The following is a 12,329-nucleotide window of genomic DNA, read 5'->3' as shown; positions in this document are numbered from 1 at the left end:
GGTTGCAAAATTGGTTATATTGAACGTTATGAAATTACTTGTGATTGAAGATGACGCCACCACAGGCACCTACATCGCGCGCGGTTTGCGCGAAGAGGGCCACGTTGTGGATTTAATGGATGATGGCCGCGCTGGGCTGCTTGCTGCGACAGGCGGCGGGTATGATGTGCTGATTGTAGATCGCATGTTGCCGAATGTTGACGGGCTGACATTGGTGAAAACACTGCGCGGCGCGGGCAGCACAACCCCCGTTCTGTTCCTGACGGCCATGGGATCGGTCGAGGACCGGATTGGCGGACTAAATGCCGGTGGCGATGACTATCTGCTGAAACCCTTCGCATTCGGAGAGTTATCGGCACGTGTTGCGGCACTTGGTCGTCGTCCGCAGGTGCTAGAGCAAGAGACCGAATTGCAGGCAGGCGATTTGAACCTAGACCTTCTCACCCGCAAGGTAACACGAGATGGTCAAGAATTAGACCTGCTACCGCGTGAGTTTTCACTGCTTGAGTTCTTGTTGCGCCGCAAAGGTCGGGTTCAGACGCGTACAATGCTGCTGGAAGGGGTGTGGGATCTTTCCTTTGATCCGATGACCAATGTTGTAGAAACACACATCAGTCGTTTGCGGGCAAAAGTGGACAAACCCTTTCCCACCGAACTGATCAAAACAGTGCGTGGCGCTGGCTACCGGATCGATGGATGAAGCGCTTATGGCGCTCAATGCCACTCCGATTGGCACTGATGCTGGTTGTGCTGTTTGGCACGGTCAGCTTGCTGAGCCTTGCAGCCAGTTACGCCTTTACCCGCGCCGCGTTTGAACAATCAATTCGTGATGACCTTGCACAAGATTTGGCTGGATTTCGCGCGGCACCCTCTGCGCGGGCTGTTGCGGCATTGGTTCAGGCAGAATCAAATGGGACTGACCCTGATAGGCTAGTGCTGAGTTACGTGACGCGTACTGACCAAATTTTCGGGAATGGCGCTGTGGGGCGTGATGATGAGGGGTTCCATATTATCTCTCTCGAAGAGGGACGTGCAGAACTAAAAGGCGAATATCTCGCCTTGAGTGCGCGTCTATACGGTGGGCGGCTTACCATCGCACGCAGCCGTGCAGAGATTGAAGCGCTGCAGCCTGTTTTCCTGAATATTCTATGGATCAGCTTGCTGCCCACTGTTCTGATTGCGCTGTCTGGCGGTCTTATCCTTGCCCGCCGTTCCCAGCGCCACGTCGAAGTGATCCGGGGTGCCTTAGAGCGTATGACCGGCGGAGACCTTGGCGCGCGTGTGGTGACGGGGCGGCGATGGTCTGATGACCTGCTGCGGATCGGTACAACGGTAAATGGCATGGCGGGCGCACAGGAACGTTCGGTTATGGCGCTCCGGCAGGTGTCCTCGGACATTGCCCATGATCTCAAGACGCCAGTGCAGCGCGTATCGCTCAGGCTTGAGGCGTTGGCTGACGTTGTTGAGGACGGGCAGGCGGCTGATCTGGTTGCGCAAACGCGCGACGAGGTCGATGGTATATCGGCAGTTTTTCAATCGTTGCTTCAATTGGCGCAGGTTGAAAACGGGGCCCTCAAGGAGCAGTTTGCACCCGTCAATCTAGCGCAACTCTGTCGAACCATGGTTGAGGTATATGAGCCCGCAGCAACGCAACGCAGTCAAACCGTGGTGTTTGAAGGGCCCGAAGAGGCGGTTGTTCAAGGTGAGAAGAATCTGTTGGGCCAATTGGTGGCCAATCTGATTGAAAATGCGCTACGTCACACAGATGAGGGTGCGCAGATTTCTGTCGCTCTTGAACAATCGCCAACCGAGATGATACTTAGCATCACCGATAATGGCCCCGGCATTCCCGAAGGCGAGTTTGATCGTGTTACTCAGCGATTGTACCGCTTGGATCGCAGTCGAAACACGCCGGGAAATGGGCTGGGATTGAGCCTTGTTGAGGGTGTGGCGCGGCTGCACGGAGCGAAGATGGCGTTGGAAGACGCAGGGCCGGGGCTGCGCGTGATCCTAAGGTTTGCCGCGAAGTAACGGTGCGGCAATGGGACATTTTTCAAATGTCGCGCCGGTATGTCGCCTTGATCTTGGTTGTTGAGCACGCCAAGTTGCGCGCGAATTGATCGCAAAGGACGTCCTCCTATGAAGGCCATGCAAGTTACACAATACAATACTCCGCTGGTCCTCCAAGAACTGGATATGCCGCAAGCGGGGACCGGCGAAGTCGTTGTGCAAGTCGCCACTTGCGGTTTGAACTTTGGGGATACCCTATTGGTCAAAGGCAGCTATCAGGAAAAGCCAAAGCTGCCATTCACGCCGGGTATGGAATTGGCTGGCACGATTGTGGCTGTTGGAGGCGGGGTGAGCGGCCTTAAGATCGGCCAACGCGTGGCGGCTTATTGCGGCGTGGGTGGGTTGGCTGAGGTTGCGGCCGTGCGTGCTGAGATATGCGTGCCGTTGCCTGATGAGATGTCATTTGAAGATGCTGCTGCCTTTTTGATTACCTATGGGACCAGCCATCTGGCGCTGGGCGCAAAAGCTGATCTGCTACCTGGCGAGCGGTTGTTGGTTTTGGGGGCATCGGGCGGTGTTGGCCTAACGGCAGTTGAGCTGGGCCATCTGATGGGCGCAGAAGTTATCGCCTGCGCACGCGGCGCTGAAAAGCTAGCGATTTGTGCACAAAAAGGTGCCGATTATCTGATCGATTCCGATCACGCAGATATTCGCGACAGTGTTAAGGCGCTTGGCGGTGCTGATGTGGTCTATGACCCCATTGGCGGCGCGCAGTTTGAGGCTGCCATGCGGGCTAGCAACCAAGGCGCGCGCTTGTTGCCTTTGGGTTTCGCCAGTGGAGACGTGCCGCAAATTCCGGCCAATATCTTGTTGGTAAAGAACATGACTGTGTTGGGCTTTTATCTAGGTGGCTTTGCCAAGCTGCATCCAAAAGCGATGGCAAGAAGCTGTGAAACGCTCCTTCAATGGTACCTTGAAGGTAAGCTGAAACCCCACGTGAGCAATGTTTTGCCATTAAGTGAGGCCAACGAAGGGTTGGACCTCCTGCGCACGCGTAAGGCAACAGGCAAGGTTGTCATAAAGATTGCCACTTAATGTCGTCTGGCGACAGGGCGTGGACTGATGCGTTTTGCTTTGCTGCGTTCGCGGAAAAATACAAACAGGCCTGACGAGAGAATGAGCGCGATGCCTGTCCAGACTTCCCAAGTAGGAATGTCGCCAAATATGATCAGCCCCCAGAAGACAGCTAAAGGCAGGCCGATGTATTCAAAGGGCGCTACTGTGGCTGCATCGGCAAGGCGGTAGGCTTGACTGAGGCAATAGCCGATTAGCGCTCCGTTTACACCCATTCCCAGCAGCACCCATCGATCTTGAGGGGCGGGCCATACCCATGCGCGTAACAAGAAATCCAGCGATGCATTTGTGGTTTGCGTGGCAAAACGCCCATCCCCCGCAACTATGAAAAATCCAACCGATACAACAAGGAATGAACCTTGGATATAAATCGCGAGGGCAGAAGCGGGTGCATTGACGCCCAGTTTTCGGGTCATCAACTGATTGAGCGCATAGGTAAGCGCCGCCAGAACAGGCAACAGCAAAACGATGCGGGACACCGTGAGGGCTTCTGAGGGTTCCCAAGGGCGCTGCATGATAACCACGCCAATAAAGCCCACAAAAACGGCACCGAGGCGCAAGGGACCTACCTTTTCACCCAAAATAGGGATGGACAGCAGCGTGATAAACAAAGGCGCGGCAAAGAACAGAGCCGTCGCATCAGCCAGTGGTATGACGGCAAGCGCCAGAAAGAACGACATGTTTGCTATCACAACCAAGATGCCGCGCAAGAAGTGCAGCCAAGGTTGATCCGTGCGCAATGCGGGCAACCCACCTTCAAAGTGCAAAAAGACAAGGCTGACCAACAACGCAATAAAGGACCGGAAAAATACGATCTGGTGCAGCGGATATCCGCTGGAGAGTTGCTTGATCAGCATGTCGTTTAGGGAAATGCACAAGACCCCGAAAAGCACAAAAGCAATTGCGAGACCTGCACGGTTTTTTGGCAATGTCATATTCGTACATTCATCAATCGCGTTGCGGCTGTCTAGAAAAATTCATAGCGTGCCCTCAGATAAATTCAGGAGAGCACGCCCATGCAAATGTCCGATACCCGTCAAATTTCAGCGACACCAGCCCAAGTTTATGCCGCGTTATTGGATCCTGAGATGCTCAAGGCGTGCGTGCCAGGCGCAACCGAAGTCGAAGGTTCACCGGAAACTGGATTTTTGGCAACTGTTGTTCAAAAGGTAGGACCGGTTAAAGCGACATTTAAAGGTGAGGTCACGATCACGGATATGGTGCAAGACGTGTCATTGCGGATCGACGGAGCAGGCAAAGGTGGCGCTGCGGGTTTTGCCAAGGGTGGCGCCGACGTTCGGGTGTCCCCTAATGAGGGCGGTTGCGAGCTTAGCTATGATGTCGAAGCAAAGATCGGTGGTAAGCTTGCGCAGTTGGGCAGCCGGATCATTGATGGATTTGCCAAAAAGATGGCTGAGCAGTTTTTTAGCAACCTTCAAGAAGCGCTTGAGGGGCCAAAAGAAGAAACCGAGAGTGATGATGGGGCCTCTGGCAAAAAAGGGTGGTTTGGCCGATCCAAATCGTAACGCACCGTCTCACTTGTTGAACGATTGAAATCCTGTCTAATTATTCAGGTCCATAACCGGAGACCTCTATGCCCCCCATTCTCGAAGTGACTGCCCTGCGCAAAGCCTATGCTGGGGGCTTTGAAGCACTCAAAGGGATTGACCTGACGATCGAAGAGGGCGAAATACTTGCGTTACTAGGGCCAAATGGTGCGGGTAAAACAACTCTGATTTCAACGGCTTGCGGAATTACTACGGCTACGTCAGGTAGTGTGCGCGTTGGCGGGCATGATACTGTCGATGACTATAGAGCAGCGCGTGCGATGATCGGACTTGTGCCACAAGAGATCAATCTGGAACCGTTCGAGCGGGTCCAAAACACTGTCAGGTTTTCACGCGGATTGTTTGGTAAATCTGCAAATCCAGCGTTGATCGAAAAAATCTTGCGGCAGCTTTCCTTGTGGGACAAGCGTAACAGCCAAATTCGCGAACTATCAGGTGGCATGAAGCGTCGTGTGCTGATCGCAAAGGCCCTTAGTCATGAACCGCGCGTGCTATTCTTAGATGAACCAACGGCGGGTGTAGATGTAGAACTGCGCCGCGATATGTGGGAAATCGTGGCTGAGCTCAAACGTGACGGCGTTACGATTATCCTGACCACACATTACATCGAAGAAGCCGAAGCCATTGCCGACCGCATCGGTGTGATTGCAGGCGGTCAAATTCTGTTGGTTGAAGATAAAGACAAACTAATGGCGCGGATGGGCAAGAAGGAGCTAGAGGTTCAACTCTCTGAGCCCATCAGCGAAATTCCGGCCAGCCTGATATCTGACGCGTTGCGTCTTAAGGAAGGCGGCACCGCGCTTATTTATTCCTACGACACCAAAAGCGAGCGCACCGGCATTACAAAGCTACTGTCTGAAGTTGCGGCTGCAGGATTGGTTTTGCGCGATGTTGTTACGCGGCAATCCAGCCTTGAAGATATATTTGTGGACCTGGTCCATGAGGGAGATGCGCCATGAACTGGACTGCTGTTAAATCTATCTACGTGTTCGAAATGGCGCGATTTTTTCGAACGATAGCACAAAGCTTTATTTCACCAGTTTTGTCGACTTCCTTGTATTTCGTGGTGTTCGGCGCTGCCATCGGCAGCCGTATCCAAGAGGTCGAGGGAATCTCTTACGCTTCGTTTATTGTACCGGGCCTCATCATGCTCAGCGTGATCACCCAGTCGATCTCCAACGCGAGCTTTGGGATCTACTTTCCAAAGTTTATTGGGACAATTTTCGAGTTGTTGTCAGCACCGGTGAACTTCCTCGAGATTGTTATGGGGTATGTGGGCGCTGCGGCGACCAAGGCGTTGTTTATTGGGGTAATTATCCTTGCGACAGCGTTCCTGTTTGTTGACCTGAAAATACAACATCCGTTTGCGATGGTCGGATTTTTGGTGCTAACATGCATCAGCTTCTCGCTAATGGGGTTCATCATTGGCATTTGGGCAGGTAATTTTGAGCAACTGCAGCTGGTGCCATTGTTGATCATCACTCCGCTCGTCTTTTTGGGTGGATCATTCTATTCGATCTCGATGTTGCCACCCGTTTGGCAGGTTATTTCCCATTTTAATCCAGTAGTTTACCTGATTTCCGGCTTTCGCTGGTCGTTCTTTGGCAGCGCTGATGTCTCAATAGGCCTTAGCCTGTTTGCGATCACGGCGTTCACGGCGCTTTGCCTGTCCGTGATCTGGTGGATATTCAAGACGGGCTGGCGCATTCGCCAATAAAATCGCGCGCCTCCTTGTTGCGGGGCGTGCACCACTCTACATGTGAATCCATGATACAATGGCTCCCCTTTTTGAAAAGTGACCCGACCGTTGCCGTTATTCGGCTGTCGGGTACTATTGGTTCGGCAGGTCGCGGTGCGTTGAATGACGCAACCCTCGGACCTGTCATTGAAAAAGCGTTTACCAAAGGCAAACCTGTTGCCGTCGCGCTTGAGGTGAATTCACCCGGTGGTAGCCCTGTTCAATCCTCTTTGATCGGCGCGCGCATTCGACGGCTTGCTGAGGAAAAGAACATTCCGGTTATCGCCTTTGTTGAGGATGTAGCGGCTTCCGGCGGCTATTGGCTTGCCGCGGCGGCGGACGAAATCTACGCCGACACATCGTCGGTTGTGGGGTCTATCGGTGTGATCTCGGCTAGCTTTGGGTTGCACGAGTTGCTGGAGAAAAACGGGGTAGAGCGGCGCGTTTATACAGCCGGGAATTCTAAATCCATGCTTGATCCTTTCCGCCCCGAAAAGCCCGAAGATGTTGCGAGACTCAAAGAGCTGTTGGAAGACATTCACGTCAATTTCAAAGAGCACGTTACGACACGGCGTGCGGGCAAGCTGCCCGAAGGTCGCGATCTGTTTACAGGAGAAATCTGGCTGGCGCGTAAGGCGATTGAAGTTGGCCTGATTGATGGCATCGGCCACATCAAGCCGCACCTGCAGGAACGGTTTGGTAAAAAAGTTAAACTCCGCCGCTATGGCGCTAAAAAAGGCATGCTGAGCCGGTTTGGTGCGCAGATTGTGGGTGACGCGCTGCACAGTGTAGAAGAGCGCGCCCAATTTGCCCGGTTCGGTTTGTAATATGATCCTAAAGATTGTTGCTCTTTTCCTTGTGTTTATCGGCGTGCTTGGCTGGTTTGGGAAAATGCATTGGATTGGGGGCAAAACCCTAACTCAACATAAGTGTAATTCGTGCGGGCGTTACCGCATTGGTAAAGGGCCCTGTGCCTGTGGAGGGAAACGGGGATGATGTCTGCGTGGTTGCTGTCTGGGCTTGGATTGATCATTTTGTTGCTGGCTGGTGATGCGCTTGTAAAAGGCGCTGTAAACCTCAGCTTACGAATTGGTATTCCAGCCTTGATCGTGAGCCTGACAATTGTTGCCTTCGGAACGTCAGCGCCAGAGCTCCTTATTTCGATAAAGGCTGTTTTGGATGATGTTCCCGGAATTGCGATGGGCAACGTCGTTGGGTCAAACACTGCCAACATCTTGCTAGTTCTTGGTGTTCCTGCTTTGCTTGCGACGATGCACACCTCCGAGTGTAACACACGAAAATCCTTTAATCACATGATCGCAGCAACATTGCTGTTCATTGCGCTGGCCTACAGAGGTGTTTTTGATAAAATCTCAGCGGTTGCGCTGCTGGCCGCCCTTGCTGCGATGTTGTTTGATGCGGCACGTGATGCACATGCACACAAAAAGGCCGATTCAGCCTGCGCAACAAATGAGGAAGATTTAGAAGGCGTCGATCCAGATATGCCGGGTTGGCGTATCGCGTTGTTTCTCGTGTTGGGAATGATCGGCCTGCCACTGGGCGCAAGTCTGCTGGTGGATAATGCAACTGTCATCGCCAAGGAATTTGGTGTGAGCGATACTGTGATTGGCCTCACGTTGGTGGCGATCGGTACGTCCTTGCCTGAGCTAGCAACCACTGTCATGGCCGCACTGCGCCGGCAGGCAGACGTGGCGCTGGGCAACGTTATCGGGTCCAACATGTTCAATCTACTGGCGATCATCGGCATCGCCAGCTTTGTAGGTCCAATTGAGGTTGACCCCGCGTTCTTGCAATTTGACCTTTGGGTGATGCTGGGGGCTTCATTGTTGTTGATCCCATTTGTCTATCTTGGGCAAAATCTCACTAGGATTTGGGGAATTGCGCTGACTGTACTATATGCCACTTATCTGTTTGTGGTTTTGGCTGGCTGAGGGATTAAAATGAAACGAGCACTAGTTACTGGCGCGGGCAAGCGACTTGGCCGTGCAATGGCGTTATATCTGGCGGGTCGCGGCTTTGATGTAGCGGTGCATTACTCCAGTTCTAGAGATGGCGCAGACGAGGTTGTCACCGAAATCAAATCAATGGGACGCAACGCAGTGGCCCTACAGGCGAACCTCCTTGAGATTGACGCGATGGAAGGGCTGTTTCCCGCGGCTGTGGCCGCCCTGGGTGGGCCGATTACCTGTCTGGTAAACAACGCATCTATCTTCGAACACGACACCATCTCAAGCGCTACGCGTGACAGCTGGGACAAGCATATGAATTCCAACCTGCGCGCGCCCTTTGTCTTAAGCCAAGCAATGGCTGCGCAGGGTTTGAAAGCAGACATCGACGAAGCAGGGGAGCAGGTCGCGACGGGGTTGATTGTGAATATGGTTGATCAGCGCGTCCGCAAGCTTACTCCAGAATTTATGACCTATACGCTTGCTAAGATGGGACTGTGGGCACTGACCCAAACAACGGCGCGCGCGCTGGCACCAATGGTGCGTGTTAATGCAATTGGACCGGGCCCAACCCTAAAAGGAGGCCGGCAAACTCCGGTTCATTTTGAGGAGCAGCGGGCCGCAACAATTTTAGAACGCGGCTCAAATGCGACTGATATCACTGCCGCTTTGGGTTATTTCCTGGATGCACCCGCTGTCACTGGCCAACTCTTGTGTGTGGATGGTGGGCAACATTTGGGATGGAAGACCCCTGATGTGTTGGGTGTTGAGTGATTGAGAGCGAATCAAAGTTCTGCACGGCAAGATTGTAAACCTAGAAACTGTTACAAAATTTCGGTGTTAATGGGTTGTTTTACATAGGTGAAATTTTAATATCGTTTAATACCAATGTCTTAGATTTGTGCCTAAAAATTAGACAAATTAACGAAGCATTTAGAATACAACGAAAAATTGCCAACATCTGAAAGTTATAGACAGACTTATCCACAGGAAACGGGGACATGTTTTTAGTTGATACCATTGCTAAAACGTGGAGCGAAATGGAGAATCGAACGTAGTGTCTGACGTGAATGAAGCCAAACCTACCGGCTATGAGATTATCCATGCCTATCTCAGGACATTGGACAGCTCGCCGGGGGTTTACCGGATGCTCGATAGTGAAAGTAGGGTTTTGTATGTGGGCAAGGCGCGCAACCTGCGTGCTCGTGTTAGCAGCTATTCTCGCCCGACGGGACACACGGCGCGCATCGCGCGGATGATCGACAACACCGCATCGATGATGTTTCTGACAACAAAAACAGAGACCGAAGCGCTGCTCCTTGAGCAGAACCTGATCAAACAACTCAAACCGAAATTCAACGTGTTGCTGCGCGATGACAAAAGCTTTCCCAATATTTTAGTCACCAATGAACACGACTATCCTCAGATCAAAAAACACCGGGGCGCCAAAAAGGAAAAGGGATCGTATTACGGCCCGTTTGCCAGCGCAGGTGCGGTGAACCGGACGCTCAACCAATTGCAGCGGGTGTTTCTTTTGCGCGATTGCACGAATTCGCAATTTGAATCGCGCACACGCCCCTGCCTGCAATACCAGATCAAGCGATGTTCAGCTCCCTGCGTAGGAAAAATCAGCGCTGAGGAATACGTGCAGACAGTGCAAGATGCGCAGAAGTTTCTAACGGGTAAAAGCACGGGCATTCAGACGCGGTTGGCCGAGGAAATGGCAAAAGCCTCTGAAGAGTTGGAGTTTGAACGGGCCGCTGCTTTGCGGGACCGGATCAAGGCGTTGACGCAGGTTCAAACTGCGCAAGGGATTAATCCAAAAGGGGTCAGCGAGGCGGACATCATCGCGCTACATATGGCGGACGGGCAGGCCTGTGTTCAGGTGTTCTTTATCCGCTCAGGGCAAAACTGGGGCAACCACGATTATTACCCGCGTGTCGGGGAAGATGTGGATGCGGCCGAGGTACTGGAGGCGTTCATCGGTCAGTTTTATGATCAACGCGAACCACCTCGTCAGCTGTTGTTGAGCAATGCAATTGAAAATATCGAACTGATGGCAGATGCCTTGGCAACCAAGATTGATCGCAAGGTCGAAGTACTGGTGCCTCAACGCGGTGAGAAGGCTGAGCTTGTTGATGGCGCTCTGCGCAATGCACGTGAAAGCCTTGCGCGGAAAATGGCAGAAAGCGCAAACCAGAAGAAACTCCTTAAAGGGCTGGCAGAGGCCTTTGAGTTGCCAAAACCGCCAGAGCGGATTGAGATTTACGACAACTCCCACATTCAGGGGGCTTTTGCCGTTGGAGCGATGGTGGTTGCTGGTGCCGAGGGCATGATCAAGAACCAATACCGGAAATTCAACATTCGCGGTGAGGACCTCACTCCCGGTGATGACTTTGGCATGATGAAAGAGGTGTTAACGCGCCGCTTTAAACGTCTGATCAAAGAAGACCCGGAGCGCAAAGAAGGGCATTGGCCTGACCTGTTGTTGATTGATGGCGGCGCAGGGCAGGTGAGTGCGGTACGCGATATTATGCGTGAGTTCGGTGTTGAGGACATCCCGATGATAGGTGTTGCAAAGGGCCTAGAACGGGACGCTGGCAAGGAAGAATTCCACCGCACGGGCAAACGGGTCATGGCGCTGCGCCACAATGATCCGGTACTCTATTTCGTGCAGCGCATGCGGGATGAGGCACACCGGTTTGCAATTGGAACACACCGCGCCAAGCGGGCCAAATCAGTGGGTGCGACGCCTCTTGATGAAGTGCCGGGCGTGGGCGCGACACGTAAGCGCGCATTGCTGGCGCATTTCGGTTCGGCGAAGGCCGTAGCGCGTGCGAATTTGCATGACCTTAAGGCTGTTGATGGCGTCTCGGATACTTTGGCAGATACAATTTATGCCTACTTCCATGAAAAGGGCTGATTGCAATTGCTTGTCCATGTTCCGCTGGTGTTCGGGTTCGTGCTTTTACGTTCTAAGCGGGCGGTGTAGGGTGCAGATATGAATTGGAATGTACCAAATATACTTACTGTCCTTCGCTTGCTGGCTGCGCCTTGTCTTGCCATCATGTTTCTGTACTTTACGCGGCCATATGCGGATTGGTTTGCGCTGATGTTGTTTGTCTCGGCTGCAGCGACAGATTGGATAGATGGGTATCTGGCACGGGCATGGAAGCAAGAGACCAAATTGGGTGCAATGCTGGATCCTATTGCCGACAAGGCAATGGTTGTCATCGCATTGATGGTCATCATCGGGTTTTCCAGCTGGTCGCCGTGGCTTATTCTTCCCGCGACAGTAATCCTGTTTCGCGAAGTTTTTGTGTCGGGGTTACGGGAATATTTGGGTGACACTGCTGGTACGCTGAAGGTAACCAAACTCGCTAAATGGAAAACTGCGCTGCAGATGACGGCTATTGCGGTTTTGTTCAGTCAGGGCGTGTTTGAGCATTACCTCGGGATGGGGATATATGGCATGGACAGTGCCATGGTTCAGGCGATCCTGACAGGCGCCGAAGAGGACGTTCTGGGCCTTGGTTGGAAAGTCGAGGCTACGGAGTGGTCAGGTCGGATTGGTCTGTGGTTGTTATGGTTGGCTGCTGGACTGACCGCAGTTACCGGATGGGATTATCTGATGAAAGCAGCCCCATATCTCAAGGAGTCTCGCTAATGGATGTATTGTATTTCGCATGGGTGCGTGAACGCATCGGTCTGCCACGTGAAGTGATCGAGACAAAAGCTGCAACTGTGAATGAACTTGTCGCAGAACTAAGCGCGCGTGAAGAACGCTATGCCGCTGCCTTTGAAGACATTAGCGCATTGCGTGTTGCATTGGATCAGGAGTTGTCTGATTTTGACGCCTCCCTTGATGGCGTTCGTGAGGTAGCCTTCTTTCCTCCAATGACAGGTGGGTAA

Annotated in this window: 13 protein-coding genes; 12 read left to right on the top strand and 1 reads right to left on the bottom strand. The window is 52.7% G+C overall.

All coding sequences use genetic code 11. From position 1 onward, the window contains the following. The first annotated feature begins 28 nt into the window (after nucleotides 1-28). From V7775_RS02045 to V7775_RS02035, 3 genes are all read left to right on the top strand, one after another. Entirely contained in the window at nucleotides 29-700 is a 672-nt protein-coding gene (locus tag V7775_RS02045; RefSeq protein ID WP_335750196.1) for a response regulator transcription factor, read from the top strand. Next, nucleotides 697-2,031, top strand: a complete 1,335-nt coding sequence (locus V7775_RS02040; RefSeq protein WP_335750195.1) for a sensor histidine kinase — start codon at nucleotides 697-699, stop codon at nucleotides 2,029-2,031. The genes V7775_RS02045 and V7775_RS02040 overlap by 4 nt, the downstream gene beginning before the upstream one ends. Nucleotides 2,032-2,139: 108 nt before the next feature. After that, nucleotides 2,140-3,105, top strand: coding sequence for an NADPH:quinone oxidoreductase family protein (locus V7775_RS02035; protein WP_335750194.1), 966 nt, complete (start codon nucleotides 2,140-2,142; stop codon nucleotides 3,103-3,105). On the opposite strand, the gene V7775_RS02030 is transcribed toward V7775_RS02035, so the two are convergent. Continuing rightward, complete coding sequence (locus V7775_RS02030; RefSeq protein ID WP_335750193.1) at nucleotides 3,102-4,079, bottom strand: DMT family transporter; 978 nt, start codon at nucleotides 4,077-4,079, stop codon at nucleotides 3,102-3,104. The genes V7775_RS02035 and V7775_RS02030 overlap by 4 nt on opposite strands. Before the next feature lie 81 nt (nucleotides 4,080-4,160). Here V7775_RS02030 and V7775_RS02025 point away from each other — a divergent pair, with 81 nt between their 5' ends. The 9 genes from V7775_RS02025 (at nucleotide 4,161) to moaD (ending at nucleotide 12,329) form a co-directional block, all read left to right on the top strand. Next, nucleotides 4,161-4,670 (top strand): CoxG family protein, encoded by a 510-nt coding sequence (locus V7775_RS02025; protein ID WP_335750192.1) that lies wholly within the window; start codon nucleotides 4,161-4,163, stop codon nucleotides 4,668-4,670. Between the two features lie 68 nt (nucleotides 4,671-4,738). After that, nucleotides 4,739-5,671, top strand: a complete 933-nt coding sequence (locus V7775_RS02020) for an ABC transporter ATP-binding protein (protein ID WP_335750191.1) — start codon at nucleotides 4,739-4,741, stop codon at nucleotides 5,669-5,671. After that, entirely contained in the window at nucleotides 5,668-6,429 is a 762-nt protein-coding gene (locus V7775_RS02015; RefSeq protein ID WP_335750190.1) for an ABC transporter permease, read from the top strand. The genes V7775_RS02020 and V7775_RS02015 overlap by 4 nt, the downstream gene beginning before the upstream one ends. 50 nt (nucleotides 6,430-6,479) lie before the next feature. After that, nucleotides 6,480-7,277 (top strand): S49 family peptidase, encoded by a 798-nt coding sequence (locus V7775_RS02010; protein WP_335750189.1) that lies wholly within the window; start codon nucleotides 6,480-6,482, stop codon nucleotides 7,275-7,277. Between the two features lie 168 nt (nucleotides 7,278-7,445). Continuing rightward, a complete protein-coding gene (locus tag V7775_RS02005) occupies nucleotides 7,446-8,402 on the top strand; it encodes a calcium/sodium antiporter (RefSeq protein WP_335751044.1) in 957 nt (318 codons plus the stop codon). A 9-nt stretch (nucleotides 8,403-8,411) separates the two neighbouring features. Beyond that, the gene (locus V7775_RS02000) at nucleotides 8,412-9,191 is read left to right on the top strand and encodes an SDR family oxidoreductase (RefSeq protein WP_335750188.1); all 780 of its coding nucleotides are present in this window, start codon (nucleotides 8,412-8,414) and stop codon (nucleotides 9,189-9,191) included. A 283-nt stretch (nucleotides 9,192-9,474) separates the two neighbouring features. Beyond that, nucleotides 9,475-11,340: an excinuclease ABC subunit UvrC gene (uvrC, locus tag V7775_RS01995; protein ID WP_335750187.1), complete on the top strand. Its 1,866-nt coding sequence runs from the start codon at nucleotides 9,475-9,477 to the stop codon at nucleotides 11,338-11,340. Between the two features lie 78 nt (nucleotides 11,341-11,418). Continuing rightward, nucleotides 11,419-12,084, top strand: a complete 666-nt coding sequence (gene pgsA / locus V7775_RS01990) for a CDP-diacylglycerol--glycerol-3-phosphate 3-phosphatidyltransferase (RefSeq protein ID WP_335750186.1) — start codon at nucleotides 11,419-11,421, stop codon at nucleotides 12,082-12,084. Further along, nucleotides 12,084-12,329, top strand: a complete 246-nt coding sequence (gene moaD / locus V7775_RS01985) for a molybdopterin converting factor subunit 1 (RefSeq protein WP_335750185.1) — start codon at nucleotides 12,084-12,086, stop codon at nucleotides 12,327-12,329. Before pgsA ends, moaD begins: the two co-directional genes overlap by 1 nt.

The organism is Sulfitobacter sp. (assembly GCF_036960155.1).
Classification (GTDB): Bacteria; Pseudomonadota; Alphaproteobacteria; order Rhodobacterales; family Rhodobacteraceae; genus Sulfitobacter.
The sequence above is the reverse complement of the archived record's forward strand: the minus strand, read 5'-3'. Positions and strand labels throughout refer to the sequence as shown.